31 protein-coding genes are annotated in these 25,622 nt (G+C 75.8%); 17 read left to right on the forward strand and 14 right to left on the reverse strand.

Features of this window, described 5'->3' with window-relative positions:
* Nucleotides 1–168 (reverse strand): hypothetical protein, encoded by a 168-nt coding sequence (locus EV189_RS20080; RefSeq protein WP_165400160.1) that lies wholly within the window; start codon nt 166–168, stop codon nt 1–3.
* Nucleotides 169–342: 174 nt separating this feature from the next.
* Here EV189_RS20080 and EV189_RS06260 point away from each other — a divergent pair, with 174 nt between their 5' ends.
* Nucleotides 343–576, forward strand: coding sequence for a hypothetical protein (locus EV189_RS06260; protein ID WP_130492102.1), 234 nt, complete (start codon nt 343–345; stop codon nt 574–576).
* An 88-nt stretch (nt 577–664) separates the two neighbouring features.
* Nucleotides 665–892, forward strand: coding sequence for a hypothetical protein (locus tag EV189_RS06265; protein WP_130492103.1), 228 nt, complete (start codon nt 665–667; stop codon nt 890–892).
* A 32-nt stretch (nt 893–924) separates the two neighbouring features.
* Here the strand turns inward: EV189_RS06265 and EV189_RS06270 are convergent, their stop codons facing one another.
* The gene (locus EV189_RS06270; protein ID WP_130492104.1) at nt 925–1,416 is read right to left on the reverse strand and encodes a hypothetical protein; all 492 of its coding nucleotides are present in this window, start codon (nt 1,414–1,416) and stop codon (nt 925–927) included.
* Nucleotides 1,417–1,503: 87 nt separating this feature from the next.
* On the opposite strand from EV189_RS06270, the gene EV189_RS06275 reads away from it, so the two are divergent.
* Entirely contained in the window at nt 1,504–2,031 is a 528-nt protein-coding gene (locus EV189_RS06275; RefSeq protein WP_130492105.1) for a SigE family RNA polymerase sigma factor, read from the forward strand.
* Nucleotides 2,028–2,888 (forward strand): hypothetical protein, encoded by an 861-nt coding sequence (locus EV189_RS06280; RefSeq protein WP_130492106.1) that lies wholly within the window; start codon nt 2,028–2,030, stop codon nt 2,886–2,888. The genes EV189_RS06275 and EV189_RS06280 overlap by 4 nt, the downstream gene beginning before the upstream one ends.
* On the opposite strand, the gene hemQ is transcribed toward EV189_RS06280, so the two are convergent.
* Complete coding sequence (gene hemQ, locus EV189_RS06285) at nt 2,885–3,601, reverse strand: hydrogen peroxide-dependent heme synthase (RefSeq protein ID WP_130492107.1); 717 nt, start codon at nt 3,599–3,601, stop codon at nt 2,885–2,887. The two genes, EV189_RS06280 and hemQ, sit on opposite strands and share 4 nt — an antisense overlap.
* 15 nt (nt 3,602–3,616) lie before the next feature.
* Nucleotides 3,617–5,026: a protoporphyrinogen oxidase gene (gene hemG / locus EV189_RS06290; RefSeq protein WP_130492108.1), complete on the reverse strand. Its 1,410-nt coding sequence runs from the start codon at nt 5,024–5,026 to the stop codon at nt 3,617–3,619.
* A gap of 183 nt (nt 5,027–5,209) precedes the next feature.
* Here hemG and EV189_RS06295 point away from each other — a divergent pair, with 183 nt between their 5' ends.
* Together EV189_RS06295 and EV189_RS06300 are read left to right on the forward strand one after the other, a co-directional pair.
* Nucleotides 5,210–6,196 carry a DUF4349 domain-containing protein gene (locus EV189_RS06295; protein WP_165400161.1) on the forward strand — a complete coding sequence of 329 codons (987 nt, stop codon included), beginning with the start codon at nt 5,210–5,212 and terminating at the stop codon, nt 6,194–6,196.
* A 13-nt stretch (nt 6,197–6,209) separates the two neighbouring features.
* Nucleotides 6,210–6,857, forward strand: coding sequence for a spermidine synthase family protein (locus EV189_RS06300; protein ID WP_130492110.1), 648 nt, complete (start codon nt 6,210–6,212; stop codon nt 6,855–6,857).
* A 10-nt stretch (nt 6,858–6,867) separates the two neighbouring features.
* Here EV189_RS06300 and EV189_RS06305 read toward each other — a convergent pair whose 3' ends face one another.
* The 4 genes from EV189_RS06305 to hemE all read right to left on the reverse strand — a co-directional run bounded on the left by EV189_RS06305 (nt 6,868) and on the right by hemE (nt 8,985).
* On the reverse strand, nt 6,868–7,146 hold the full coding sequence (locus tag EV189_RS06305) for a hypothetical protein (RefSeq protein ID WP_130492111.1): 279 nt from the start codon (nt 7,144–7,146) through the stop codon (nt 6,868–6,870).
* The gene (locus EV189_RS06310) at nt 7,143–7,472 is read right to left on the reverse strand and encodes a hypothetical protein (protein ID WP_130492112.1); all 330 of its coding nucleotides are present in this window, start codon (nt 7,470–7,472) and stop codon (nt 7,143–7,145) included. The genes EV189_RS06305 and EV189_RS06310 overlap by 4 nt, the downstream gene beginning before the upstream one ends.
* Nucleotides 7,469–7,813, reverse strand: a complete 345-nt coding sequence (locus tag EV189_RS06315) for a PRC-barrel domain containing protein (RefSeq protein WP_130492113.1) — start codon at nt 7,811–7,813, stop codon at nt 7,469–7,471. The genes EV189_RS06310 and EV189_RS06315 overlap by 4 nt, the downstream gene beginning before the upstream one ends.
* A gap of 83 nt (nt 7,814–7,896) precedes the next feature.
* Entirely contained in the window at nt 7,897–8,985 is a 1,089-nt protein-coding gene (gene hemE / locus EV189_RS06320; RefSeq protein WP_130492114.1) for a uroporphyrinogen decarboxylase, read from the reverse strand.
* A gap of 86 nt (nt 8,986–9,071) precedes the next feature.
* Between hemE and EV189_RS06325 the strand changes: the two genes are divergently transcribed.
* The 10 genes from EV189_RS06325 (at nt 9,072) to EV189_RS06365 (ending at nt 16,443) form a co-directional block, all read left to right on the forward strand.
* A complete protein-coding gene (locus tag EV189_RS06325) occupies nt 9,072–9,512 on the forward strand; it encodes a TetR/AcrR family transcriptional regulator (protein ID WP_130492115.1) in 441 nt (146 codons plus the stop codon).
* A gap of 11 nt (nt 9,513–9,523) precedes the next feature.
* Entirely contained in the window at nt 9,524–9,880 is a 357-nt protein-coding gene (locus tag EV189_RS06330) for a hypothetical protein (RefSeq protein WP_130492116.1), read from the forward strand.
* Nucleotides 9,881–9,979: 99 nt separating this feature from the next.
* Nucleotides 9,980–10,213 (forward strand): hypothetical protein, encoded by a 234-nt coding sequence (locus EV189_RS06335; RefSeq protein WP_130492117.1) that lies wholly within the window; start codon nt 9,980–9,982, stop codon nt 10,211–10,213.
* Nucleotides 10,214–10,217: 4 nt separating this feature from the next.
* A complete protein-coding gene (locus EV189_RS06340; protein WP_231116125.1) occupies nt 10,218–10,880 on the forward strand; it encodes a DUF3000 family protein in 663 nt (220 codons plus the stop codon).
* Between the two features lie 249 nt (nt 10,881–11,129).
* On the forward strand, nt 11,130–11,762 hold the full coding sequence (locus EV189_RS06345; RefSeq protein WP_130492118.1) for a helix-turn-helix transcriptional regulator: 633 nt from the start codon (nt 11,130–11,132) through the stop codon (nt 11,760–11,762).
* Between the two features lie 200 nt (nt 11,763–11,962).
* Complete coding sequence (locus tag EV189_RS06350) at nt 11,963–13,228, forward strand: HRDC domain-containing protein (RefSeq protein ID WP_130492119.1); 1,266 nt, start codon at nt 11,963–11,965, stop codon at nt 13,226–13,228.
* Nucleotides 13,229–13,237: 9 nt separating this feature from the next.
* Nucleotides 13,238–14,005: a dienelactone hydrolase family protein gene (locus EV189_RS06355; RefSeq protein ID WP_130492120.1), complete on the forward strand. Its 768-nt coding sequence runs from the start codon at nt 13,238–13,240 to the stop codon at nt 14,003–14,005.
* Nucleotides 14,006–14,010: 5 nt separating this feature from the next.
* The gene (locus tag EV189_RS20085) at nt 14,011–14,280 is read left to right on the forward strand and encodes a DUF6295 family protein (RefSeq protein WP_165400162.1); all 270 of its coding nucleotides are present in this window, start codon (nt 14,011–14,013) and stop codon (nt 14,278–14,280) included.
* A 116-nt stretch (nt 14,281–14,396) separates the two neighbouring features.
* Nucleotides 14,397–15,485, forward strand: coding sequence for a ScyD/ScyE family protein (locus EV189_RS06360; RefSeq protein ID WP_165400163.1), 1,089 nt, complete (start codon nt 14,397–14,399; stop codon nt 15,483–15,485).
* A 118-nt stretch (nt 15,486–15,603) separates the two neighbouring features.
* The gene (locus tag EV189_RS06365; RefSeq protein ID WP_130492122.1) at nt 15,604–16,443 is read left to right on the forward strand and encodes a hypothetical protein; all 840 of its coding nucleotides are present in this window, start codon (nt 15,604–15,606) and stop codon (nt 16,441–16,443) included.
* Here the strand turns inward: EV189_RS06365 and dxs are convergent.
* The 6 genes from dxs to EV189_RS06395 form a co-directional block, all read right to left on the reverse strand.
* Nucleotides 16,376–18,274, reverse strand: coding sequence for a 1-deoxy-D-xylulose-5-phosphate synthase (gene dxs, locus EV189_RS06370; protein WP_231116126.1), 1,899 nt, complete (start codon nt 18,272–18,274; stop codon nt 16,376–16,378). The two genes, EV189_RS06365 and dxs, sit on opposite strands and share 68 nt — an antisense overlap.
* 247 nt (nt 18,275–18,521) lie before the next feature.
* Complete coding sequence (locus EV189_RS06375; protein WP_130492124.1) at nt 18,522–20,033, reverse strand: sugar ABC transporter permease; 1,512 nt, start codon at nt 20,031–20,033, stop codon at nt 18,522–18,524.
* Between the two features lie 14 nt (nt 20,034–20,047).
* Nucleotides 20,048–20,830 (reverse strand): ATP-binding cassette domain-containing protein, encoded by a 783-nt coding sequence (locus EV189_RS06380; RefSeq protein ID WP_231116127.1) that lies wholly within the window; start codon nt 20,828–20,830, stop codon nt 20,048–20,050.
* An 89-nt stretch (nt 20,831–20,919) separates the two neighbouring features.
* Complete coding sequence (locus tag EV189_RS06385; protein WP_130492126.1) at nt 20,920–22,113, reverse strand: sugar ABC transporter substrate-binding protein; 1,194 nt, start codon at nt 22,111–22,113, stop codon at nt 20,920–20,922.
* A gap of 387 nt (nt 22,114–22,500) precedes the next feature.
* Entirely contained in the window at nt 22,501–23,658 is a 1,158-nt protein-coding gene (locus tag EV189_RS06390) for an ROK family transcriptional regulator (protein ID WP_130492899.1), read from the reverse strand.
* 152 nt (nt 23,659–23,810) lie between these two features.
* A complete protein-coding gene (locus EV189_RS06395; RefSeq protein WP_231116129.1) occupies nt 23,811–24,200 on the reverse strand; it encodes a hypothetical protein in 390 nt (129 codons plus the stop codon).
* Nucleotides 24,201–24,394: 194 nt separating this feature from the next.
* On the opposite strand from EV189_RS06395, the gene EV189_RS06400 reads away from it, so the two are divergent.
* Nucleotides 24,395–25,429 carry a LacI family DNA-binding transcriptional regulator gene (locus EV189_RS06400; RefSeq protein ID WP_231116130.1) on the forward strand — a complete coding sequence of 345 codons (1,035 nt, stop codon included), beginning with the start codon at nt 24,395–24,397 and terminating at the stop codon, nt 25,427–25,429.
* The last annotated feature ends 193 nt before the right edge of the window (nt 25,430–25,622 follow it).

Genomic DNA, 25,622 nt, shown 5'->3' on the forward strand with positions numbered 1-25,622 from the left:
CTACCCCCGCTCCTCCTCGCGGCGCTCCTGCTCCGGCGTGGCCGGGCCGCCCGCGAGCGTCGTCGGGGCCGTCTCGTCGTCGGCGACCTCGGCGGTGACGGGCGCTGCGTTGGCCCCGGGCAGGCCGCCGGTCTCGCCGGCGGAGGTCGCGTGCGTGCTCTCGCTCATGCCCTCCGCGCTACCCGCTCCTCCGGGCGCGACACCGCCGACGCACGACGAGGAGCGACCCGCCGCCGTGGCCACGAGATCTGCTCCGCGTCGCGGCGGGTCGCACCACGCGGCGGCCGGTTCGCGGGCGGAACCCCGGGTAGGCGGACCAGCACGACCACGAGGAGGTACGCCATGACCGTTCCGGACGAGCGACCTGCGGGCACCGACGCGGATGCCGACGAGGTCGTGGTACCGGCCGTCCCCGGCCCCGCCTCCGGGGCGGGCGGAGGCAACCCGGCACCGTTCGCGTTCGAGGGCGACGCCCTCGAGCAGCGCGACCACCCGGAGCGCGAGGCGCACGCGAGCGGCGAGCGCGAGCCGGGCGCCAGCGACGGGCCCGAGGGCGGCTTCGCCGCCCCCGTGTAGCAGCGCGGGCGGCTTCGTCGCCCCCGTGCAGCAGCGCGCCCGCACGGAGCAGCGCAGCCCGCCCACCCACGACCCAGGAGGAGACCGCATGAGCATCCCCACCGGCCCCGGCAGCAGCGCGGACGACGACGCGGGCATCGTGCCCGTGCTCCCGGCTCCCACCTCGACCCCGGCCATGGCCACCAACCCCGGCTTCCTCGCTGCAGACGCCGAGGGGGCCGACGGCGCCGGTCCCGAGGACGAGGCGCAGGCGAGCGGAGAGCGCGAGCCCGGCGGCAGCGACGGGCCCGAAGGCGGCTTCACCGCCCCCGTGTAGCAGGGCACCGCGCGCTGCAGCCGGCCCTCCCGTCAGAACCGCACGCTGCGGGCGACGGCGAGCAGCCTCCGGTCCCCGGCGGCGGACGCGTACCCCTGGACCAGGACGACCTCCCGCCGACCGAGCACGAGGTAGTAGCGGAGCCCGTTGTCCCCGTCGTCGACGCGGTACGCCGTGCCCGCCGGCACGTGCACGCGCCGCACCACCGGGCGCTCGATGCCGAACTCCTCCTCGAAGTGCGCCAGCGGGCGGGAGGTCCAGCGCACCTCCTGGACGTCGATCGCCGAGCGGCCGTGGACGCTGGCCTCGTCGCCCGTCGGCGACAGGATCGTGTAGGCCCCCCGGCGCGGCAGCACCATGTCGGTGCCGCCGGTGCGGGCGACGTGCCAGCCGGCGGGGCGGGAGATGACGGCGTCGCCGACGCGTGCCCGCGCGGAGGACGCGGAGGCGGGGGCGGCGAGCGCCGGGATGACGGCGGAGCAGACGGCGGCGGTGGTGACGGCGGCGGTGCGCAGGTTCCTCATGCCCCTCGTACGCGGTGGCGCGGCGCGGAGGTTGCCTGCCGCCGGAGGACGACACGACGACGCAACCCCGAGGAGGACGCAGCGCGTATGGAGGGCGTGGAGCACGTGGAGCGCGGGTCCGCGCCGCCGTTCGCCGAGTTCGTCGGCGCGCGCTCGGCCGCGCTCCTGCGCAGTGCCTGGTTGCTCACCGGCGACGAGCAGCGCAGCGAGGACCTCCTGCAGACCGCGCTGGCGAAGGTCTGGACCCGGTGGGACTCGCTGGGCGCAGACCCGGAGCCCTACGTCCGCCGCGTGATGTACACGACCTTCGTCTCCTGGTGGCGCCGCAAGTGGCGCGACGAGGTCCCGTCGGACGTGGTGCCGGAGGTTCCCGTCGCGGGCGACGCGGCGGACGCCGCCACGACGCGCGAGGTCGTGCGCGAGGCCCTCCGCCAGCTGCCGCGGCGGCAGCGGGCGGTCGTCGTGCTGCGCTTCTTCGAGGACCTCAGCGAGCTGCAGACCGCCGAGCTGCTCGGGATCTCCCCGGGGACCGTCAAGAGCACCACGTCGCGTGCGCTCACCAAGCTGCGCGACGTGCCGGCGCTCGCCGACCTCGTCGAGGTGACCGCCGCATGAGCCCCCGAGACCTGCGCGACCTGCTCCACGACGTCGACCCGCCGGTGCCCGTGAACCCGCAGCGGGCGCAGCAGGCGGAGCGCCGCGCGCGGCTGCGGCGCACGCGCCAGCGGGCCGGCGCCGCGGCAGCACTGGCGGCGGTGGTGGTCGCCGTGCCGCTCGGGCTGCGCTCCGCCCTGCCCGGGGGCCGGACCGTGCCCGCGCCCGCCGCCACGGCGCCGGCGACGCCGACTCCCACCCCCTCGGCGGCCCCCACCCCCTCGGCGGCACCGACGGCCGGCACGCGGGTCAACCCCTTCACCGATGCCCGGGTCAGCGCCCGCGGCGCCCAGCTGACGCGCGCGGTGGCGCTGCGCACCGCGGACCTGCCTGGCTGGCAGGTGTCGGCGACCGGCGGCGGCCCGGGCAGCGCCGACGACTCCACGCAGGGGGTCCCCGTCGGCGCGGTCTCGCACGGGCTGCGCGGGGCCGAGCGGGCGTACGCGGCGCAGGCCTCCCGCGCCGGAGCGTCCCTCGTCGAGCTGGTGACCCGCCTGCCGACGACGGCCGCGGCGGCCACGGCGTACGCGACGAGCAGCAGGCGCGACCGCGGCCAGCCGGGGGCGCGTGCGGTCAGCGGGCTGGGGACGACTCAGCGCCCCGAGCAGGTCGTCGCGCTGCCCGCCGATGAGGCCGGAGTCCGGCACTGGGTGGGCTGGGCCCAGGTGGGGCGCTCGGTGGTCTACCTGGAGCTGCAGGACCCGGCGGCGAGCGCCGGCGTGGACAGGTGGTTCGCCCGCCTGCTCCACCGCGCGGCTGAGCGCGCCGGCGGGCTGCCGGCGAGCGGGAGCGTCCCGGAGTTCCCCGGAGCCGGCTAGGGCAGGGTCGTCACGAGGTCGCCGACGGGCAGGCGGCGCCCGGTGTAGAAGGGCACCTCCTCGCGCACGTGGCGGCGGGCCGTCGACCCGCGCAGGTGGCGCATGAGGTCGACGATGCGGTGCAGCTCGTCGGCCTCGAACGCGAGGATCCACTCGTAGTCGCCGAGCGAGAACGACGCCACGGTGTTCGCCCGCACGTCGGGGTAGTCGCGCGCCATCTGCCCGTGCTCGGCGAGCATGGCGCGGCGCTCGGCGTCGGGCAGGAGGTACCACTCGTAGGACCGGACGAACGGGTAGACCGAGACGTAGGCGCGCGCCTCCTCCTCGGCCAGGAACGCCGGGACGTGGCTCTTGTTGAACTCCGCCGGGCGGTGCAGCGCCATCTGGGACCAGACGGGCACGAGCGAGCGGCCGAGGCGCGTGTGGCGCAGCCCGGCGTAGAACCGCTGGAGCGCGTCGCTCGTCGGCGCGTGCGACCAGACGAGGAGGTCGGCGTCGGCGCGCAGGCCCGCCACGTCGTACGTCCCCCGGACCACGACGTCGTCCTTCTCGGCCGCCGCGGCGAAGAGCTCCTCGACCTCCAGGGCGAGCGCGTGCCGGTGCCCGGCGTCGCCGATCGTGCCCTCGACGCGGAAGACGGACCACATCGTGTAGCGGATGACCCCGTTGAGGTCGCGGGCCTTCGGCTTCGGGCTGGAGGTCGTCTCGCTCATGCGCCCATTGTCCCCTCAGTGCCCGCCCTCGGCCGCTGCAGGCGGGCGCAGCACGCCGTGAGCCGCCTCACGGCCCGAGGCGATGACGGCCGGGATCCCCACCCCGTCGTACGCCGCGCCGCAGACCGCGAGCCCGGGCACCTTCGCGACGTCCGCCCGGATCCGGGCGACCCGCTCGACGTGGCCGACGGCGTACTGCGGCAGCGCCTGGCGCCAGCGCGTGACGCGCACGGCCCGGGGCTCGCCGCCCACGCGGACGACGTCGCGCAGGTCGTCCCGCACGGCCGCCACGAGCGCGTCGTCGTCGAGGTCGAGCACGTCGTCCTCGCGGTAGCGGCCGACGGACGCGCGGAGCACGAGCGCGCCGGGGGCGACGTCGGCGTACCAGCCCCACTTGCGCGAGCTCAGCGTCACGGCCTTGACGACGCGGCGCTCGACCGCGGGCACGAGGACCCCGCTGCCGTGCGGCGCCCACGAGCCGTCGCGCGCGTCCAGCACGAGCGTGACGAGGCCGACCCCGGCGTACGCGATGCCGGAGAGCTCGGTCGCCGCCACCGGCGCGTGGGGGTACAGCAGGGCGGCGGCCTGAGGGGCGGGGAGCGCGACGACGACGGCGTCGCACATCAGCGCGTGGGACTCGCGCGCCGGGCCGAACACGACCCGCCACCCCCGGTCGGCGCGCACGACCAGGCGGACCTCGGCCCCGGTGCGTACGGACACGCCGCGCCGCACGAGCTCGGCGGCGGTGGCGAGCGGGAGCCGCCCCACTCCGCCGACGGGGGCCTGGAAGACGGGGCCGCGGCGCAGGGAGCCGGTGGCCTGCGAGCGCTTCCCTACTGCGCGGACGGTACGCCCCGGAGCCAGCTGCGCCGCGAGCGCGGGCATCGTCGAGCGGAGGCTGAGCTCGTCGACCTGCCCGGCGTAGACCCCGCCGAGCAGCGGCTCGACGAGCCGGTCGGCGACGCCGGGGCCGAGCGAGCGGCGCACCCAGTCGCCCACCGGCTCGTCCTGGTCGGGGACGGCCGGGGCGTGCAGCAGGCCGGCCAGCGCCTGGACCCGCTCCGCGGGCGAGAGCACGCCGGCGCCGAGCACCGAGCGGACCCGGGTGGGGACGCCGAGCAGCGTGCCGGAGGGCAGGTGGTGGACCCGGCCGCGGCTCCAGATGCCGGCGCTCGTCGTCGCGGGGGCCACGAGCTGGTCGCCCAGCCCGACCTGGCGGGCGAGGTCGACGGCCTCGGTCCGCCGCGCGAGCAACGACTCGGCGCCCTCGTCGACGGGGATCCCGCCCACGTCGGAGACGCGCACCATCCCGCCGACCCGGTCGGCCGCCTCCAGCAGCGTCACCTTCGGCCGCTCCCCGGAGCGGGTGAGCTCCAGCGCCGCCGCCAGGCCGGCCATGCCTCCTCCGACCACCACTACGTGCATGGGGCCACCTTCTCAGATCCGCGGTCCCGCCCGTCCGCACGACCGTGACCGGACCGCAACCCGGGAGCCGGGAACCTGTCGGGCACCGGGTCCGTCCGAGCTGCGACCGGGAGGACGAGGCAGCCGGAGGGCGAGATGGAGCGACAGGACCGTACGGGAGCGCACAGGGGACGCTCCCGCAGGATGTGGGGTGCAGGCGGGGCGCTGCTGGCCGTGCTCGTGCTGGCCGGGTGCACGGGGGACGCGAAGTCGGACTCCGCCGCCTCGTCCACCTCGGCCGGCTCGTCCGGAGGCGGCTCGGCCACCCGGCAGATGGAGGGGACGGCTGCCGCTCCGGCCGCACCGGTCCCGGCGGCCGGGGCCTCGGCCGCCGCCAGCTCGGCGGCCGAGGCTTCCTCCGGCGGCGGCCGGGCCCGTACGCCGCTGCACGCGCAGGCCCTCATCGTCACCGTGACCCGGACGGTGCAGGTCCACGACGCGGTCGCCTCCGCGCGCAAGGCCGCGGCTGACGCCGTCGCGCTCGGCGGCCGGCTCGACGGGGAGCAGAGCGGCTCCGAGCCGCAGCCGCTGCCGGCGAGCTCGGCGAGCTCCCCGCCAGCGACGCCGACCCTGCCGAGCCGCGTCCTCACGACCGACACCGTCACGCTGCGCGTCCCGACCGGTCAGGTGGACGTCCTCGTCCGGAAGGTCGAGGCGCAGGGGAAGGTGCTCGCGGTCGGACGCACCGTCCAGGACGTCACGCAGCAGTCGGAGGACGTCGCAGCGCGGCTGGCGAACGCACGGGCCAGCGTCGTGCGCGTGCGCGGCTTCTACTCCCGCGCGACGAACGTGACGCAGCTGGTAGCGCTCGAGCGCGAGCTCTCGTCCCGCCTGGCGGACCTGGAGTCGCTAGAGCGGCAGAGCGCCGCGCTGGGGGCGCAGACCTCGCTCGCCACCGTGACGGCAACGTTCACCTCGACGCCACCGCCTGCTGCGAAGAGTCCTGCCCGCAAGGGGTTCGTCGCCGGTCTCGGCGCCGGGTGGGACGGGTTCACCGCCTCGACCGAGGTCGTGCTGACCGCCCTCGGTGCCGCGCTGCCGTTCGCGGTCCCGCTGCTCGTGCTCGCCCTGCTCGTCTGGTGGGCCCGCCGGCTGGTGCTGCGCCGCCGCTCGGCACCGTCCCTGCCCTAGCTAGCCTGCGGGGGTGGACGAGGACCGCCCCCGCGTGCTGGCCCGCGCCCAGGGCGTGAGCGGCGAGCTCGTGCTGCGCGAGCACGAGGGACGGCGCGAGGTCATCGCCGGCGGGGTGTTCCTCATGGACACGAGCGACGGACGCTCGGAGCGGCTGCTCGTCAGCGGCGCCGTACGCCCCGGCGGGCACGTCCTCGTCGGGGGCCTGGGCGTCGGCTCCAGCCTGCAGGAGGCGCTCGACGCGGGCGCGGCGCACGTCACCCTGGTGGAGCTCGAGCCCGCGCTCGTCGGGTGGCACCGCGAGGGGCTGCTCGGAGCCGCGAGCGCGGCGGCGCTCACCGACCCGCGCGTGGAGCTGGTCGTGGCCGACGTCATCGACGTGCTCGGCGAGCGTCCCGGCGCGTACGACGCGGTGTGCCTGGACACCGACAACGGGCCGGACTGGCTGGTGCGGCAGGAGAACGGTGCGCTCTACGGCGACGCCGGCCTCGCCACCGCGCTCGCCGCGCTGCGCCCGGGCGGCGTGCTCGCTCTGTGGAGCGCCGGCCCGTCGCCGGAGTTCGAGCGGCGGCTGCGCGGACTCGCAGGTGGGGTGCGCCGCGAGGAGGTGCCGGTACGCCGCGGCGAGCCCGACGTCGTCTGGTTCGCCACGGCGCCCTAGGCCGGCAGGCTCACGCCTCGGACTGGTCGATGCCGGGCACGTCCCGCGTCGGCAGCGTCACGTGCTCCCCGGCGTCGGTGACGTAGAACTTCTCGCCGGTCGTCGCCCCGTCGTTGCTCCGCTCGTCGAGCGAGGCGGTGCCCGCGGCGCTGTGCGTGCTGCCGTTGCCGAACCTGCTGCCGCCGTCGCCGGTGCCGTGCGTCACCATGCCCTCGGCCGTGGCCGCGGGCTCGACGTGGGGGTCGTCCTCCCCGGTGTGGGCCGTCGCCGGACCGCTGACCTCGCTCATGCGTCCTCCGCCCGCTCGCCCGCCGCGCGGCCCTCGCGCGTACGGCGCACCTCCATGTCCACGGCGTGGCCCTCGGCCTCGGCGCGGACCCTGCGCTGCTCGTCGGTGAGCTGCTCGCCGCTGAGCTCGATGTCGGTGATCTGCTGGATCTCGTCGCGCACCTGCGCGCCGTGCCAGGCCTCGCTCGGGGTGACGGCGTCGTCCGCCGGCAGGTGCCCCTCGCGGGCCGGCTCGCCGGCCACGCCCTCGACGCCACCGCTACCGTCCCAGTCGCGGACGGCCTGGCCGGCGAGCGGCCCGCGCTCGTCCTGCGTCTGCTCGCTCAACTCGCACTCCCCTGCTGGTAGGGCAGCCCGTGCGGCAGCCCGTAGTGGTCGTAGAGCAGCGCGGCATCGGCCGGCTCCAGCTGGCCGCCCTCCGCGTCGTACTCGGGGGCGCTGCGCACGAGCTCCTCGCCGAACGCGACCCGCAGCACGCCCGCCGTGACCTCGGCGCCCTCGACCGGTACGAAGCGGACCGCGTCCCCGAGGTCGACCGCCACGAAGGACGGGTGCTGGGTGTTGTCGCTGCGGTAGACCTCCGTGACGGACCCGATCCGGGTCCCCGCGCTGTCGAGGACGTCCGCGTCCACCATCAGCGCCTCGTCGGCGGGGCCGAGCTCGCTCACCGTGCCTCCGGCTGCTCCGGTCGTGCCGGACCGTCCGGCACCAGGGCCCCTACCCGGGCTCGGCACCGCGACACGCACCGTGATCAGCCGGCGGTGGTCCCCGTGCGCTCGTGCACGAGCTCGACGACGCGGCGGAGCACGTCCGGGTCGCTCGCGGGCAGGACGCCGTGGCCGAGGTTGAACACGTGCCCCGGGAGGTCGCGCGCCTCGTCGAGGACGCGCAGGACCTCGCGCTCGACCACAGGCCACGGGGCCAGCAGGACGGCGGGGTCCAGGTTGCCCTGGAGCGGCTTGCCAGCTGCGCGGCGCGCCGCCTCGTCGAGCGGCACCCGGAAGTCCACGCCCACGACCTCGGCGCCGGTGGCGGCCATCGAGCCGAGCAGCTCACCCGTGCCGACCCCGAAGGTGATGCGCGGGACGCGCCCCTCCAGCGCGCCCAGCACCTGCGCGCTCCACGGCGCCACGTGCTCCTCGTAGAGCCGGCGCGGCAGCACGCCCGCCCACGAGTCGAACAGCTGCACCGCGCTCGCGCCCGCGTCGACCTGCACCCGGAGGAACGCCGCGCTGATGGCCGCGAGCCGCGACATGAGCCCCGCCCAGAGCTCCGGCTCGCCGAGCATCAGCGCCTTCGTCCGCGCGTGCTCCTTCGACGGCCCGCCCTCGACGAGGTACGTCGCCAGCGTGAACGGCGCGCCGGCGAACCCGATGAGCGGCGTGCTGCCGAGCTCGCCGACCAGCGAGCGCACGGCCTCCGTGACGTACGCGACGTCGCCCGGCTCGAGGGGCCGGAGCCGCTGCAGGTCGGCGGCCGTGCGGACGGGGTCGGCGATGACCGGGCCGACGCCGGGCTTGATGTCGAGGTCGACGCCGACGGCCTTGAGCGGGACCACGATGTCGCTGTAGAAGATCGCCGCGTCCACGCCGTAGCGGCGCACGGGCTGCAGGGTGATCTCCGTGACGAGGTCGGGGCGGGCGCAGGACTCGAGCATGGGCACCCCCTCGCGCACGGCGAGGTACTCCGGCAGCGAGCGCCCGGCCTGCCGCATGAACCAGACGGGGGTGCGCTCGGGGCGCCCTCCGCCGGCCGCCACGAGCAGCGGGGAGTCCTGGAGGTGCTCCTGCACCGCGGTCCAGCGGACGGGGGCGGCGGTGCGGACGGTCACGCGGAGCATGCTCCCAGACCCGCTCCCCCGCGGCGAACCGGATTCGTGAACGCTCGTTCTTGACTGCGCGTTCACCAACGCGTACGGTCCTCATCATGGGGCGACCGAGGGGCTTCGACGAGGCCGACGTGCTGGCGGCCGCCGCGGCGGCCTTCGGCCGGCGCGGCTACGAGGCCACGTCCGTCGACGACCTCGTCACCGCGACCGGCCTGCACAGGGGCAGCCTCTACAAGGCGTTCGCGAGCAAGCGGGGGCTCTTCCTCGCCGTGCTCGCGCGGCACGTGGAGGAGGTCCTCCCCGCTGCGCTCGAGCGCGCCCGCGACGGTGCGGACCTGGTGGGCGGCGACGTCCTCGACCTCGTGCTCGTGGCCGCCCTCGAGGCAGCGCCCCACGACCCCTCGGCCGCCGCACTGGTGCGCACGGCCTGCGACCTGCTCGCCGACCGCGGCCTCGCGGCGGCACCACCCGCCGGCGTGCCCCCCGTCGCGACCGCCCTGCTGGGCGCGCGGCTGGCGGCGCGCTGGCCCACCCCCTGAAGGAGCACCCCGTGGCCATCCTCGAGATCGAGGGCGACGAGCTCGTCGTCACCCTGCAGGGCGCCGACCGCCTGCTCGCCCTCAAGCGGCGGATCGCCGTCCCGCTGCGCTGCGTGCGCGGGGCGACCGCCGACCCGGGCATGGCCCGGGAGCCCAAGGGCTGGCGGGGCCCCGGCGCGCACGTGCCCGGCGTCGTCGTCGCGGGCACCTTCCACCCCGACGGCGAGAAGGTGTTCTGGGACGTGCGCGACACCACCCGCGCGGTCGTCGTCGAGCTGCAGGACCACGAGTACGCCCGCCTGGTCGTCGAGGTCGACGACCCGGCCGCGGTCGTGCGGTCGGTGGAGCAGGCGCTCGACGCCCGCTGAGCGGCGACACGCCGGGCGCAGCGGTGCGTGACTCCGTCGGTGGCGCGTGCGACGGTGGACGCGTTCGAACACCTGCACGAGACGGACAGGAGACCGCTGATGCCCGCGACGCTCGTCCTGCTCTGGTGCGGCGACTGCGCCAGCACGCAGGGGTTCGAGGCACCGCCGTGCGGTGCGGACCACGCCTGGTGCGCCGGGGCGGAGTGCCGGGAGCTCGTCTGCACGGGCTGCGGCGCCGCCGTGCTCGTGCTGGCGCCGGTCGACCTGCCGGCGGGCGCGCTGCCCGCTGCCGCGGAGGGGAGCGCCGCGTGGGCGCTGCCCCGCTCCGCCTGACCGCGTGCCCTCCCGCGGGCCGGAGCTGCCCGGCCGGTCGGGCCGCGCGCTCGGCCTCGTCGACCCGCCCGTCCTCCCCGCGACCCGCGCGCCCCAGCCCGTGAGCACCGCTCCCCCGGCGGACCGCTGGACCGCGATGGCGTCGGGGCTGCGCGCGCTGCGCGTGCGTCCCGAGCTCGAGGTCGAGGAGGCGCCGGCCCCCGCCCGCCTGGCCCCGCACGCCGCCGCCGTCGTCGCCGACCTGCTCGTCGACGAGGAGGAGCTCGCCACCGCGCGGCTCGTCCTCCTCCACGACCCGGCCGGGCACGAGGCCTGGCAGGGCGACACCCGCCTGGTGGGCTTCGTCCGCGCCGAGCTCGAGGCCGAGATGGCCGCCGACCCGCTGCTCTGCCCGGTCGCGTGGGGCTGGCTGCTCGAGGCGCTCGAGGAGCAGGGCGCCGAGCACGTCGAGGCGAGCGGCACCGTCACCCGCATCGCGAGCGAGGGCTTCGGGGGCATGGCCGAGCGGGCCAGCGCCCAGGTCGAGGTCCGCGCGTCCTGGACCCCGGTCCTGCAGGACCCCGCGGGGTTGGCGGCGCACGCCGCGGCCTTCGGTCACCTGCTCTGCCACGCCGCCGGCCTGCCGCCCCTCCCCCCGGGCGTCGCCGTGCTCGGCCCGCAGCGCTAGGACCTCCCCTCCTTCGCGACGGCACCACCGCCGGTGCAACGCCGCCGCCTGGGCCTCTGCTCGCCGTCACGCGGGCGTCTCACGCGCGTCTCCCCTGGTCGTCACCCTCCCGTGCACCCGTTCGCCCGTCCGACGGAACCTGTGCGGCCCCGCAGGGGTTCCGCTCAGGCACTCCGCGCCTCCGACGATCAGGACGGCACGCCAGGCAGGACGCCGGGCGAGCAGGACGACAGTTCACGGAGGAACACGGTGACGACCCTCGTCGACCGCGCGCACGGCGGTCTTCCCGCCCAGCGGAGCGCCCGATTCACGGCCCTGGTGGCCGTCCCCAACGCCTTCGCCCGTGAGACCCTCGCCCGCACGCTGCGGCTCGCCGGGGCGCGCGACGTGCTGGAGGCCGCGAGCGCGGCCGAGGCCCGCATCCGCGCCCGCTCCGGCACCAGCCGCGAGGTCGCGGTCGTGGCGGGCGCCCTGCCCGACGGCTCGGGCGCCACGCTGGTCGCCGAGCTGCGGGCGCTGGGCTGGCCCCACGCGCTGCTGCTCTCGAGCACCGACGACCCGTACGCCGTGCGCGCCGCCCTCGCGGCCGGCGCCCGGGGCTACCTGGTCGTCGGGCCGGACCAGCCCGCGGCGAGCAGCCCGGTGCCCAGCGGCCCGGCCGGCCGCTACTCCCCCCGCGGCCTGGCAGCGACCCTGTCCGCCCGCGAGATCGAGGTGCTCGCCCTCGTCGCCGACGGGCAGAGCAACAAGGAGGTCGGCGAGGCCCTCGGGCTCTCGGCGCTGACCGTCAAGAGCCACCTGGCCCGCATCGCCCGCAAGCTCGGCACGGGCGACCGCGCCGAGATGGTGATGGTCGCGCTGCGCGCGGGAGTCATCGAGTAGCGCACGAGCTCCCGGACCCGCCGTGTAGGGCGGCGGTCCCGGGTCCGGGCGGGGGGACTGGACACCCCCTCGCCCCCGCACGACGAGGGCCTCCTCCCCCACCGGGGACGGGGCCCTCGTCGTCGTGCGGGCGCCCGCGGCGGGGACGTCGTGGCGCGGCGCGGCGGCTCCGTGCGCGCACGCCGCATAGGGTGCGTGCCATGCAGGAGGAGGAGGCGGCGCCGGAGGCTCCCGACGTCCTCCCCGACGTGCCCGTCCTCGAGCCGCGCGAGGGCGTCCCCCAGCCCGTCGAGACCCGCGAGGCGCTGCTCGCGGCCGCCGCCCGCCTCGGGGCGGGCACGGGCCCCGTGGCGATCGACGCCGAGCGGGCCTCGGGCTACCGCTACTCGGCGCGCGCGTACCTCGTCCAGCTGCGCCGGGCCGGATCCGGCACCGTCCTCGTCGACCCGGTCCCCCTCGGCGGGCTCCACCCGCTCGACGACGTGCTCCACGACGCGGAGTGGGTGCTCCACGCCGCGAGCCAGGACCTCCCTTGCTTGGCGGGCGAGGGGATGCGCCCCGTCCGGCTGTTCGACACCGAGCTCGCCGGCCGCCTGCTCGGCCTGCCGCGGGTGGGGCTCGCCGCGATGGTCGAGGAGCTGCTCGGCTGGCGGCTGGAGAAGGGCTACTCCGCCGCGGACTGGTCCACCCGCCCGCTGCCCGAGCCCTGGCTGCGCTACGCCGCGCTCGACGTCGAGGTCCTGCTCGAGCTGCGCGACGCGCTCGAGGAGCGGCTGCGGGCGGCCGGCAAGTGGGAGTGGGCGCAGGAGGAGTTCGACGCGCTGACCCGCTTCGCCCCCGCGCCGCCGCCGGCCGAGCCGTGGCGGCGCACCTCGGGGCTGCACCGGCTGCGCCGGCCCCGCCAGCTCGCCGTGCTCCGCGAACTGTGGACGAGCCGCGACGAGCTCGCCCGTGAGCGCGACAGCGCCCCGGGCCGGCTGCTCCCCGACGCCGCGCTCGTCGAGCTGGCCCTGGCCTCGCCGCACACGCTCGACGACCTGCTCGCCGTGCCCGCCTTCAAGGCCCGGCCCTCCCAGCGCCGCCGGGCCCGCCGGTGGCTCGACGCCGTGCACCGCGGCCAGCAGGTGCCGGACTCCGAGCTGCCGGCACCGGCGAGCGCCCCTGAGGGACCGCCGCCCGCGCGCTTCTGGAGCGAGCGCGAGCCGCTCGCCGCCGCCCGCTTGGCCACCGCACGGGCTGCGCTCGGCGCGCTCGCCGAGCGGCTCGAGCTGCCGGTCGAGAACCTCGTGCAGCCCGAGGCCGTGCGCCGGCTGTGCTGGTCCCCGCCCGATCCCGTCGACGAGGAGGCGGTGCGCGCGCAGCTGCTCGCGTCCTCCGCGCGTCCGTGGCAGGTCGAGCTCGCCGCGCCCCTGCTCGTCGCGGCGCTCACCTCCCCTCCACGGGCGGGGGCCCCGACCGCGTCGTAGCGTGCCGCCATGAGCGAGGAGCTGACCGCCCGCCGGGTGTCCTTCCCCGGCGCGGGCGGCGACCGGATCGAGGCGTACGCCGCGCGGCCCACCGCCGCCGGGAGCCGGGGCGGCGTCGTGGTGGTCCACCACCTGCCGGGCTGGGACCGCGCGACGAAGGAGATCACCCGGCGCTTCGCGGAGCTGGGCTACGACGCGGTCTGCCCGAACCTCTACGCGCGCCAGGCGCCGGGAGCCGACCCCGACGACGCGGCGGCCGCCGTGCGCGCCCAGGGCGGGATCAGGGACGAGCAGCTCGTGGGAGACGTCGCCGGCGCCGCGCTGTGGCTGCGCGGGCTGCCGAGCTCCAACGGCCGGGTCGGCGTCATCGGCTACTGCTCCGGCGGTCGGCACGCCGTGCTCGCGGCCACCGCGGTCGACCTGGACGCGGCCGTCGACTGCTACGGGGCGTTCGTCGTGGAGCCACCACCCGAGGGCCACGTGCTGCGGGTGGGGCCGCTGGTCGACCGGCTCCCCGCGCTGCGGGCACCGCTGCTGGGCCTGTTCGGTGCCGAGGACCCGCACCCGTCGCCGGCCCACGTCGCCGAGCTCGACGAGCTGCTCACCTCGCTCGGCAAGCCGCACGAGTTCCACAGCTACGACGGCGCCGGGCACGCCTTCTTCGCGGTCGACCGGCCGGGCTACCGGGTCGCCGCGGCGACCGACGGCTGGGAGCGGGTCCGCACCTTCTTCGCCGCGCACCTCAGCGCGGCGGCGGCCACCACGACGGAGGGCTGATCCCCGTGTGCACCTACACCACCGAGCAGGTCGCCATCAGCGGCAGTGGCAAGGGGGCTGCCGGCTGGTTCGCGCTCCAGCAGGCGACGGTCTACTACGACCACCCCGTCCACGCGATGGCGGGCCACACGCTGAACATCGACTTCGCCGACCCCTCGCGCGGTCCCGCCGCCCGGGTCGCGGTCGAGCTCACGGCGGACTCGGCGGAGGCGCTCGTCGCCGCCATCCGGGCCGCGCTGGCCGCGGTCCCGCCGGGCGTCCGCGAAGCGGGCTAGCGGCGCTGACCTGCGGACGCTTGCCCCATGGGGCAGGTGCCTGCGCGAACGGTCCGGCGAGGACGAGACTGCGCGGACCGTCGTCCGACGGCACCCCGAGCCGAGGGAGCCCTCCCGTGCCGCTTCCCCGCAGACTGCTCGCCGCGGCGAGCCTGCTCTGCCTCCCCGCCGCAGCCCTCGCCGTCCCGGCACAGGCTGCGACCTCCACCAGCTACACCGTCGTCGCCGGCGGCCTCGAGGGGCCGCGCGAGCTCTCCTTCTCGGGCACCACGGCGTACGTCGCGACCTCCGACGACGGCCAGGTGCGCGCGTGGTCGGGTGGGACGTGGACGACGCTGCAGTCGCGCCTCGGCGGGACGCAGGGCGTCGCGATGGTCAACGGCGACCTGCTGGCCGCCGTCGGCGCCAACCAGCCCGACGACAGCTCGGCCAAGCAGCCCCCGCGCGGGCTGAGCGCGACCGTGGTGAAGGCGACCACCGGGGGGCGCACCGTGGTCGCCGACCCGCAGCGGTTCGAGCTCGCGCACAACCCCGACGGCCAGACGCAGTTCGGCAAGGGCGGCGTCCCGCTGGACGCGCTGTCCAACCCGTACTACCTCATCCCCGACGCCCACGGCTACGCCCTGCTCGCCGACGCGGGGGCCAACGACATCCTGCGGCTCAACAGCCGGCACGCGGTCTCGCTGTTCGCGACGCTGCCGCTCATCACCGCGGGGGCCTGCAAGGGCGCCAAGAACAACGACCCGAAGCACGTGGGCTGCGACCCGGTGCCCACGGGGCTGACGTACGGACCGGACGGTGCGCTCTACGTCTCGGCGCTCGGCGGCGAGGTCGAGGGCGCGGTCTTCAAGCTCGACGCCATGACGGGGGCGCTGCTGCAGACCTGGACCGGGTTCGGCGAGGGTCTCACCGGCGTCGCGGTCGGCCCCGACGGCACGATCTACGCGAGCGAGCTGCTGCACGGCGCGCCGCAGGGCGACGGGCCGCCCCCGAAGGGCTTCGACCCCTCGACGGTCGGCCGGATCGTCCGCGTCGCGGCCGACGGCACCAAGACGTACGCCGCGGTGCCCATGCCCGCCGGGCTCGCCTGGCACGACGGCCAGCTCTGGAGCACGGCGTGGAGCGTCGCCGGCCTGCTCGGCGTCAAGAGCGCCGGGCAGCTGGTGACCGTCCCGACGAGCGCGTTCGTCTCCCCCGCGAGCTGACCGCCCGCCGCCCGGCCGTCACCCTGCGCCACGTATCGCGCGGGGGGACGGCCGGGCGGCGCGCGCGTTCACCCGTACGGCCCTGCACGCAGCGCGACGAGCGACCTAGCGTCGGGGGGTGGACAGCGGGGAGGGCGACGGCACCGACGTCCGGCGGGCGGTCCTCGCCCTGGCCGTGGTGGACGACCTCGACCTCGCCCCCGGGACGCGCGGGGTCCGGCTCCCCTCGGGCGTCGAGGTCCCCTGGCCCCACCTGCGCGCCGCCCTCGACGGCGCCGCTCCGGGCAGCGCCGAGGCGCGGCGCCGGCTCCGGCTCGAGCTGCAGGTCTGGGAGCTGCTGGCCGAGCCCGGGCGCCTGCGGCTGCTCGGACGGCCCTCGGGCCCGACCGTCGTCGGCACCCCCGTGCTCGGCGGCGCCGTGACCCTCGTGCTCGGGGTGCGCGCGGGCTCCCTGCTCGACCCCTGCGTCCTCGCGGTCCCGCCGCGCGTGCGCACGGTCGCCGGGCTGAGCCCGAGCGCGCGCGACCGCGCCCGGGAGCGGCTCGAGCACCTCGGCTCGCTCGCGTCCGGCCGGCTGCGCCGGGTCCCGCGGGTCGTCGAGGCCCTCGGCGAGGCCGACCCGCTGACCCTGCTCTGCTCGGCGACGTTCCGCTCTGCGCTCGCCGCCGGCTGCCCCACCGGGCTGCGCGCTCTCGCCCTGCCCGACCTGCGCCGCGCCTGGGTCGACCCCCGCCCCGAGGACGTGGAGTTCGCGCCGGCCGTCCGCGAGCTGACCGACCCGGAGTGGCGGGGGTTCGACCGCCTCCTGCTCGTCACCCCCGACGAGGTGGCGCTGGCGCGGGCCACGCCGCCCGAGCTCGTCATCGACCTGCGTGACGAGCCCGCGGACGTCAGGACAGCGCCGAGGGCTCCGTGGGCGCGGCGAGCCGGGCGACGGCCTCGACGACCTGCCGGCTGATCTCCTGGGCGGTCAGTCCGATCTCGGCCTTGACCTCCGCGGGGCGCGCGTGGTCCAGGAACGCCGCGGGCACGCCGAAGTCCCGCAGCGGCGTACGGACGCCCGCGTCGCGCAGCGCCTGGGCGACCGCGCCACCGACCCCGCCGGTCCGGATGCCGTCCTCGACGGTGACGACGAGGTCGTGCCGGGCCGCGAGCGGGACGAGCGCCGGGTCGACCGGCTTCACCCAGCGGGGGTCGACCACGGTCACGCCGATGCCCTGCGCGGTGAGCCGGTCGGCGAGCTCGAGGGCGAGCTCGGCCATGGCGCCGACGCTGACGACGAGGACGTCCTCCTCGCCCTCCCGGCGGAGCACGTCGCCGCCGCCCGCGCGGCCGACGGCGGGGATCACGGCGGGCACGCGGCCCTTGGGGAAGCGCACCACCGTCGGGGCGTCGGAGACCGCGACCGCCTCGCGGAGCTCCGCGCGCAGCGTCTCCGCGTCGCGGGGGGCCGCGATCCGCAGCGTCGGGACGACCTGGAGGAACGCGAGGTCCCACATGCCGTTGTGGCTGGCGCCGTCGTCGCCGGTGATGCCCGCGCGGTCGAGGACGAAGGTGACGCCGCAGCGGTGCAGCGCGACGTCGAGCAGCACCTGGTCGAACGCGCGGTTGAGGAACGTCGCGTAGACCGCGACGACGGGGTGCAGCCCGGCCGTCGCCATGCCGGCGGCGCTCGTCACCGCGTGCTGCTCGGCGATCCCGACGTCGAAGACCCGGTCGGGGAACGCCTTGCCGAAGCGGTCGAGCCCGACGGGGATGCACATGGCCGCGGTGATGCCCACGACGTCGTCGCGCGCCGCGCCGATCGCGACCATCTCGTCGGCGAACACGCTGGTCCAGCTCGTGCCGCTGGCGGCGAGCGGCTCGCCCGTCTCGGGGTCGATGACGCCCACGGCGTGGAAGAGGTCGGCCTCGTCGCGCTCCGCCGGCTCGTAGCCGTGGCCCTTGCGGGTGATCGCGTGCACGATGACGGGGCCGCCGTACGACTTCGCCTGGCGCAGCGCGTGCTCGAGCGCGGGGAGGTCGTGGCCGTCGACCGGACCGACGTACTTCAGCCCGAGGTCCTCGAAGAGCCCCTGCGGGGCCACGATGTCCTTGATCCCCTTCTTCATCCCGTGCAGGGTCTCGAAGATAGGCGGACCGACGACCGGGGTGCGGTGCAGCACGCCCTTGCCCCAGTCGAGGAAGCGCTCGTAGCCGCTGGTCGTGCGCAGCGTGGCGAGGTGGCGGGCCATCCCGCCGATGGTCGGGGCGTAGGAGCGCTCGTTGTCGTTGACGACGATGACGACCGGACGGTCACCGGTGGCGATGTTGTTCATCGCCTCCCACGCCATGCCGCCGGTGAGCGCGCCGTCGCCGATGACCGCGACCACGTGGCGGTCGGTGCGGCCCTGCAGCTGGAACGCCTTCGCGAGGCCGTCGGCGTAGGACAGCGAGGTGGAGGCGTGGCTGTTCTCGATGACGTCGTGCGGGCTCTCGGCGCGGCTGGGGTAGCCCGACAGGCCGCCCTTCTGGCGCAGCCGCTCGAACCCGGCGCGGCGGCCGGTGAGCAGCTTGTGGACGTACGACTGGTGCCCGGTGTCGAAGAGGAGCACGTCCTCCGGGGACTCGAAGACCCGGTGCAGCGCCACGGTCAGCTCGACGACACCGAGGTTGGGGCCGAGGTGGCCGCCGGTCCGGGCGACCGACGAGACGAGGAACCGGCGGATCTCCGCGCACAGGGACTCGAGCTGGGAGGGGTCGAGGCGCCGGAGGTCGGCGGGCTCCGAGATGCTCTCGAGCAACCCCACGCGGCGCACGCCCCCTCGTCCCGCCGCGCCCCGGACGGGGCTGCGGTCTCCCCGCATCGTACGCAGCGGAGGGGCCGCGGGCACGCCGACGGGGCGAGCGCCACCCAGGTGCGCCGCGCCCTGCGCAGGGGTCGTACGACCGCCGGCGGGGCCCCTCAGCGAGGAGACCGGCGGGGACACGGGCGGGGACGCCGACGGGGCGGGAGCCGTCCGGCTCCCGCCCCGCGGGTCGTGCTGCAGTCCGGGCTCAGCCCGTCGCGGACGCCTTCTTGCGGGACACCGCGTCCACCGTCGCCGCCATGAGGAGCACGACGCCGGTGATCATGAAGTTGTACGACGAGTTGAGGTTGAGCAGGCCGAGGCCGTTGGGGATCATGCCGATGACGAGCGCGCCGATGACCGCGTCGCGCACGCGACCGCGACCGCCGAACAGCGACGTACCGCCGATGACCGCGGCACCCACGGAGTAGAGCAGCGTGTTGCCGCCACCCGCGTCGGCCGGGACGCCACCGGTCTTCGAGGCGATGACGACACCGCCGATGGCCGCCATGCCGGAGGAGATCGCGAACGCGGCGGTGCGCATGCGGCGCACGTCGATGCCGGCGCGGCGCGCGGCCTCGGCGTTGCCGCCGACCGCGTAGATGTGCCGGCCGAACGACGTGCGGGACAGCACGAAGGTCCAGAAGACCATGATGACGAGGATCGCCGGGACCACCCAGGGCATGCCCTTGATGGAGATGACCTTCGGGTTGGGCGAGCGCTCGGCGTTGAGGAAGAGCACGGCAGCGATGCCGATGACGAGCAGGGCACCCGCACGGGCGAGCACCACGGACAGCGGCTCCGCCGACAGCCCGGCCGCACGACGCCGGACCGAGCGCGTGATCGTCAGGGCGGCGTAGGAGCCGATCGCGAGCAGGAAGAGCACCCAGCCGAGCACCGGCGGGACGTTCTTGTTGGCGATGCCGTTGATGAAGCCGAAGTTGCGGGTCGGGATCGCCGCGCCGTTCTGGATGAACTGGAGGAGCACGCCCTGCCAGCCGAGGAACAGCGCGAGGGTCACGACGAACGACGGGATGCCGACCTGGGAGACCAGCAGACCGGTGAGCACGCCGATGGCCACGCCCACGGAGACCGCGAGGTAGACCGCGAGGATCGCGCTGCTGCCGAGCTGCGCCACGAGGACGACCACGCCCAGCGCGATGATGACGACCGCGGGCCAGAGCCGGGACCAGGCGGCGACGCCGGCGGCCACGACCATGAGGAGGAGCACGACCAGCCAGGTCGGGGTGCCGACCGAGTGGCGCATGTTGCCGTCGTTGTTGAGGACGATGGCCATCGTGCCGGCGCAGACGCCGCTGGCGGTGCCGGCGGACAGGTCGATCTCGCCCAGGAGCAGGACGAAGACCAGGCCCATGCCGATGAAGCCGAAGCCCGCGGCCTGCGCCGGGAGGTTCGCCAGGTTGCCCTTGCTGAGGAAGACGTCGCTCGCCTGGCTGAAGATGACGACGAGGACGATCAGGCCCGCGAGCGCGGGCAGGGCGCCCACCTCGCCGCCGCGGACGCGGCGGACGTAGTCCTGGAAGAACTCGGTGAGCGAGCCGGTGCCCGTGTCGCGGGCGAAGTCGCTCTGCGCGACGCCCTCGTTGACCGCGGTGCCCGCCGGCGCGCCGGCGCCGGCGCGGACGGCGGCGTCGTTGGCCGCGTTGTTGTCGGCCGGGGGCTCGACACCGGTCGAGGGACCGGGGACGTTCGATGCCATAGCTCTGCTTCTCCTCAGATCGCGGTGGCCGAGGCGGCCGCCGCGGACATGCCGATGGACCCCGAGCGGCCGGACGTGATGAGCTCGACGACCTGCCCGGTCGTCACGTCCTTCGCCTTGACCTCAGCGGCGAGGCGACCGAGGTAGAGCGCCGCGACGCGGTCGGAGACCTCGAGCACGTCGTTCATGTTGTGCGAGATCAGCACGACGCCGAGGCCGGCGTCGGCGAGGCGCCGCACGAGGTCGAGGACCTGGCGCGTCTGGGCCACGCCGAGCGCGGCGGTCGGCTCGTCGAGGAGCACGACCTTGCTGTTCCAGAGCACGCTCTTGGCGATGGCGACGGTCTGGCGCTGGCCGCCCGACAGGCTGGAGACGACCTGGCGGACGCTCTTCACCGTACGGACCGACAGGCTCGCCAGGGTGTCGCGCGCCTTGCGCTCCATCGCGGCCTCGTCGAGGATCGCGCCCTTGCGGATCTCGCGGCCCAGGAACATGTTCTGGACGATGTCGAGGTTGTCGCACAGCGCGAGGTCCTGGTAGACGATCTCGACGCCGAGGGCGGCGGTGTCGCGCGGACCGTGGATGGTCACGGGCTCGCCCTCGAAGCGGATCTCACCGGTGTCGATCGTGTAGATGCCGGCGATGCACTTGACGAGCGTCGACTTGCCCGCGCCGTTGTCGCCGACGAGGGAGGTCACCTCGCCCGGGTAGACGGCGAAGTCGATGTCGTGCAGGACGTGGACGGGTCCGAAGCTCTTGTTGATCCCGCGGAGCTCGAGGATCGGTTGGTCTGCCACAGGGCCTCCAGAGTGCGGCGGTCGTTGCATGCTGCCGCCGCCGCCCCGGTCCTGGGAAGGGCCGGGGCGGCGGCGTCAGTCGGGGAGTACTACTTGATGCCGTACTTGGTGCAGAGCGCCGCGTACTTGCCGGTGCAGACGTCGGCAGCCTTGACCGAGCCGTCGTCGAACGGCTTGGTCAGGTTGCTCTTCAGCGTGACCGGGAAGCTGGTCAGGGCGACGAACTTGACGTCGCGCTTGCCCTGCGGGTCGTTCAGCGTGGTGGTGACGCCCGGGTCCTGGCCCTTGGCGAGCGCGATCGCGAGCTTCGCGGCCGCGGCGGCCTCCTGCTGGACCGGCTTGTAGACCGTCACGCACTGGTCGCCGGCGAGGACGTTCTGCAGGCCCTGGGTCGTCGCGTCCTGGCCGGTGACCGGGACGCCGGTGAGGCCGGCCTTCTTGAGGACGGTGACGACCGCGTTGCCGAGGCCGTCGTTGGCGGCGACGACGCCGTCGACCTTGTTGCCGGCCTTGGTGAGGAGGTTCTCGAAGGTGGTGCCGCCCACGGCGTTGTCCCACTTCGGCACGGACTGGTCGCCGACCTTGGTCCAGCCGGAGGAGTACTTCGCCTTGAGCACGCTGTCGTAGCCCTGCTTGAACAGCGTGGCGTTGTAGTCGCCCGGGTCGCCGTTGAGCTCGATGATGCGGGCGTTGGCCTTGCTGCCGAGGCAGTCGACCAGGGCCTGGCCCTGCTGCTCGCCGACCTTCACGTTGTCGAACGAGACGTAGTAGTCGGCGCTGCCGCCCAGGTTGAGGCGGTCGTAGTCGATGACCGCGACGCCGGCCTGCTTGGCCTCGGACTCGATCTGCGCACCGACGGTGAAGTTGATCGCCGCGAGGACGAGCACCTTCGCGCCGGACTGGATCATGCCCTGGGCGATGGTCTCCTGCTTGGAGGTGTCACCCTGCGCGTTCTGGATGTCGGCCTGGAGGCCGGCGTCGCTGAGCGCCTTCTGGAGCAGCGGGCGGTCGAACGACTCCCACCGGGCCGAGGACTGCGTGTCGGGCAGGATGACGCCGACCTTGGCGCCGCCGCCACCGCCGCTGCCGGAGCCGGTCGACGCCGCGGTCGACGAGCCGGCCGAGCTGGCGGTGGAGTCAGCGGGAGCAGGAGCGCTGGCGGCCGTGCTGGAGCCCGTGGTCGAGCCGCTGCCGCTGTCCGACTTGCTGCTGCTGCCGCAAGCGGAGAGGGCCATGGCGCCCGCCACGCTGAACACAGCGGCGCGCAGAACCGTCTTCCTCATTGAACGACTTCCCCTTGTCTGCCCGCCTGCGGCGGGCCTGCCGAAATTGGTCCCGGGTCCGGACGCGTGACCGAGCGGGAGCCCGGAGGGCTCCCGCTCACCGGGGCTGTCGCCCCGGCTCGCGCACCCCCGCCTGGGACGGGCGGGTGTCCGTACGTCCGACCCGGACGTCCGGAGACTAGTACGCGGAATGCCCGGCGAAGAGCAACGACGGGAAAGCGTGACCAAGGCGTGACCTACAGGCGAGCAGGCATGAGCGGAAAAGCCCGATGCAACCGGTTGCACGGCGATCTCGGGACCACCCGGACGTGTCCGGAGGCCGCTGCGGGAGGGCGGGGCAGCGCCCCCGCTGTCATCAGCGGGTGAACGCAAGGGGCTGGGGCCGGCTCAGCCGACGGGGACGCCGGCGCTCTGCTCGAGCGCGAGGGCGAGGGCGCCGAGCACCTCGGCCCGCTCGCCGAGCTCCGCGGCCACGACCTCGACCCCACCGCCGCCGGTGTGGATCGCCACGCGGTGGACGACCTCCCGCAGCGGGTCCAGCAGGACGTCCCCGGCGGTGGCGAGCTCGCCACCGACGACGACGCGCTCGGGGTCGAGCAGGTTGCACAGGCTCGCCAGGGCCACGCCGACGTGGCGCCCGGCGTCCGAGACGACGCGCCGGCAGCCCGGGTCGCCGTCGCGCGCGCCCTGCACCACCTCCGCGAGCGTCACGGGCCCGTGGCTCGCGCGCAGCATGTCGACGAGGACGCCCGCCCGCACGTACGTCTCGAGGCAGCCGCGCCCACCGCAGCGGCAGATGCGCCCCGCCTCGTCGATCGTCGTGTGCCCGAACTCCCCCGCCGTGCCGCGACGGCCGCGGAAGAGCCGCCCGCCGATGACGAGCCCGGCCCCCACGCCGTGGGCGAGCTTGAGGTAGACGACGTCGTCCTGGCCGCGGGCGGCTCCCCAGTGCCACTCCGCGAGCGCGCCGAGGTTGGCGTCGTTGTCCACGTGGACTGGAGCGCCGGTGCGCCGCGACATCTCGGCCACCACGTCGACGCCGACCCAGCCGGGCAGCAGGGTGGGCGAGCCGACGCCGCGCACGTCGGCGTCGACGGGGCCGGGCAGCCCGAGCCCGACGGCGAGCACGGCACCGTCCGGGCCGCCGGCCTCCCGGACCAGCTCCTCCACCAGGCCCGCAGCGAGGTCGAGGCCCTCCTCCCAGCGGTGCTCCGCCGGCAGCGGGACCCGCCGCTCCCCCAGCACCTCGTGCGCGAGGTCGCCCACGGCGACGCTGAGGTGCCGGTGCCCGAAGTCGACGCCGACCGCGACGCCGAGCGAGCGGCTGAGCGAGACGCGCGACGCCCGCCGCCCGCCGCTCGACGTGGTGCGCTCGACCTGGAGCACCCCGCTCGCGCTGAGCTCCTTGACGATGTTCGACACGGTGGCCGGCGAGAGGCCGGTGGCGCGGGCCACCTCGACCTGGGTCAGCGGGCCGAGCCGCCGCAGGACCGCGAGGGTCCGGGCCCGGTTGGCTTCACGCAGTGAAGCCTGCGAGCCGGGCATCGGCGGGGCCGTGTTCACCGCACGAAGATAACCGGGCCCGCGGGCGGCGGCAGCCGAGTCGCCGGAGCGGGCGCCGCCTCGCGCACGGGGTGCCGGTGCCGGTCCGCCGAGGAAATGCCGTGCAACCGGGTTCTCCGGAATGGACGAGCCATTCAGAGCCGCGCGGGGAAGCGCTCTCCGCGCAGCGCCCTCTCCACGAGGCGCACCTCGCGGGAGAGCGCGAGCAGCCGGGCCCCCTCCCGCTCCCAGGCGAGGACGGCCGCCTCGACCGCCTCGGGGGGCACGACGCGCGCCAGCTCCTGGCGCGTCGTGGCCAGCCCGTGCTTCGCCGCGGCGACCGCGGCGTCGACGTGCACGACCGCGAACCGCGCCAGGACGACCGGGTGCCGGCGCAGGACCTCGTGGAGCCGGTAGTCCGGAGGGCAGGCGTCGAAGAGCCAGGCGACAGCCGTGCGCTCCCAGTCGGGCGCCCCCGGCGGTCGCACCTGCGCCGGCCAGCCGGCCACCCGGGGGACGTTCGTCCGCGCGTCGTCGTGGTCCACCGCGCCGCCCTCCCGCGAGGCGCCCCGCCCAGGCAGCGGTGCTGCGCCGACCGGCGACGCTAGGCGGGGGCCCGTACGTCGTCAAACGGGTGGCACCGAAACATTCGGTCCTCCTTCCGCAAGGTCCGAGACGCCGGTGCTAGCGTGCTCGGAGGACGGCGGGCAGCCGGCCGCCCGCGAGCGACGGAGGCACCGTGACCACGGAGGACGCGCCCGGGGCTGCTCCGGACCGGCGGCCGACGCTGGCGATGGTGGCCGAGACCGCCGGGGTCAGCGCTCCAACGGTGTCGAAGGTCCTCAACGGCCGCGCCGACGTCGCCCCCGAGACCCGCGCCCGCGTGGAGCAGGCCGTCCGCGAGCTGCGCTACGTCCCGGGTGCGCGGCGGGCGCACCCGGAGGAGCGCATCGTCGAGATCGTCTTCGACGACCTGCTGAACTCCTACGCCTCCGAGATCATCGACGGGGCCGTGACCGCGGGCGTCGCCAAGGGCATCACGGTCGTGCCGCGCCGCGTCGGTGACGACGTCCGGGGCGACTGGGCGCGACGCGTCCGGGGGGCCGGGCGCGAGGGGGTCATCGTCGTCACCTCCGTGCTCACGCACGAGCAGATCGCCCAGTTCACGCGGGCCGGCCTCTCGCTCGTGGTCATCGACGCGATCAACCCGCCGCGCGCGGAGATGGCGAGCATCGGGTCGACCAACTTCCTCGGCGCCGTCGACGCCACCGACCACCTGCTCGGCCTCGGCCACCGGCGCATCGCGCACCTCGGGGGCGCCAGCAGCCTCATGTGCTCCCTGGCCCGCGCCCACGGCTTCCGCGCGGCGATGGAGCGCGCCGGAGTGCCCGTCGTCGAGGACCTCGTGGTGTTCCGGCCGTTCACCTTCGAGGCCGGCGTCGAGACGGCCCTGCCGTGGCTGCGCGGCGCGCAGCGGCCGACCGCCGTCTTCGCCGCCTCCGACGGGCTGGCGCTCGGCGTCCTCGAGGCCGCCCGCCAGTGCGGGCTGCGGGTGCCCGAGGACCTCAGCGTCGTCGGCTTCGACGACACGTACGCCGCGGCGATGTCCGCTCCCCCGCTGACGACGGTGCACCAGCCCCTGCGCGAGATGGGGGCGCGGGCGGTGGACACCCTGCTCGGGATCGCGGCGGGCGACCCGCTCGCGACGTACCACATCGAGCTCGCCACCCGGCTGACCGTCCGCTCGTCCACGGCACCCGCACCGACGGCCTGAGCCACCCGCGGCACCACGCCCCCGACGCCCTGCGGCGCCGGTCGTCGCCGCGCGCCCGGAGCCGGACGGACTCGCGGAGTCGTTGCGCCGCAGGCGTTCTGCGTCGCCGAGCAGCACGCCGGCGGTTGCGCCTTGACGGCACCCGCTCCCCGACCTAGAGTCCGAAACTGTCGGCAAGGAGCCGACACATTTC

The organism is Motilibacter rhizosphaerae (genome assembly GCF_004216915.1).
Classification (GTDB): domain Bacteria; phylum Actinomycetota; class Actinomycetes; order Motilibacterales; family Motilibacteraceae; genus Motilibacter; species Motilibacter rhizosphaerae.

Bases quoted from the DNA above. Each gene is read 5' to 3' on its own strand.
- EV189_RS20080 (WP_165400160.1), bottom strand. From the start codon at position 168: ATGAGCGAGAGCACGCACGCGACCTCCGCCGGCGAGACCGGCGGCCTG.
- EV189_RS06260 (WP_130492102.1), top strand. From the start codon at position 343: ATGACCGTTCCGGACGAGCGACCTGCGGGCACCGACGCGGATGCCGAC.
- EV189_RS06265 (WP_130492103.1), top strand. From the start codon at position 665: ATGAGCATCCCCACCGGCCCCGGCAGCAGCGCGGACGACGACGCGGGC.
- EV189_RS06270 (WP_130492104.1), bottom strand. From the start codon at position 1,416: ATGAGGAACCTGCGCACCGCCGCCGTCACCACCGCCGCCGTCTGCTCC.
- EV189_RS06275 (WP_130492105.1), top strand. From the start codon at position 1,504: ATGGAGGGCGTGGAGCACGTGGAGCGCGGGTCCGCGCCGCCGTTCGCC.
- EV189_RS06280 (WP_130492106.1), top strand. From the start codon at position 2,028: ATGAGCCCCCGAGACCTGCGCGACCTGCTCCACGACGTCGACCCGCCG.
- hemQ (WP_130492107.1), bottom strand. From the start codon at position 3,601: ATGAGCGAGACGACCTCCAGCCCGAAGCCGAAGGCCCGCGACCTCAAC.
- hemG (WP_130492108.1), bottom strand. From the start codon at position 5,026: ATGCACGTAGTGGTGGTCGGAGGAGGCATGGCCGGCCTGGCGGCGGCG.
- EV189_RS06295 (WP_165400161.1), top strand. From the start codon at position 5,210: ATGTGGGGTGCAGGCGGGGCGCTGCTGGCCGTGCTCGTGCTGGCCGGG.
- EV189_RS06305 (WP_130492111.1), bottom strand. From the start codon at position 7,146: ATGAGCGAGGTCAGCGGTCCGGCGACGGCCCACACCGGGGAGGACGAC.
- hemE (WP_130492114.1), bottom strand. From the start codon at position 8,985: ATGCTCCGCGTGACCGTCCGCACCGCCGCCCCCGTCCGCTGGACCGCG.
- EV189_RS06325 (WP_130492115.1), top strand. From the start codon at position 9,072: ATGGGGCGACCGAGGGGCTTCGACGAGGCCGACGTGCTGGCGGCCGCC.
- EV189_RS06335 (WP_130492117.1), top strand. From the start codon at position 9,980: ATGCCCGCGACGCTCGTCCTGCTCTGGTGCGGCGACTGCGCCAGCACG.
- EV189_RS06350 (WP_130492119.1), top strand. From the start codon at position 11,963: ATGCAGGAGGAGGAGGCGGCGCCGGAGGCTCCCGACGTCCTCCCCGAC.
- EV189_RS06355 (WP_130492120.1), top strand. From the start codon at position 13,238: ATGAGCGAGGAGCTGACCGCCCGCCGGGTGTCCTTCCCCGGCGCGGGC.
- EV189_RS06375 (WP_130492124.1), bottom strand. From the start codon at position 20,033: ATGGCATCGAACGTCCCCGGTCCCTCGACCGGTGTCGAGCCCCCGGCC.
- EV189_RS06385 (WP_130492126.1), bottom strand. From the start codon at position 22,113: ATGAGGAAGACGGTTCTGCGCGCCGCTGTGTTCAGCGTGGCGGGCGCC.
- EV189_RS06390 (WP_130492899.1), bottom strand. From the start codon at position 23,658: ATGCCCGGCTCGCAGGCTTCACTGCGTGAAGCCAACCGGGCCCGGACC.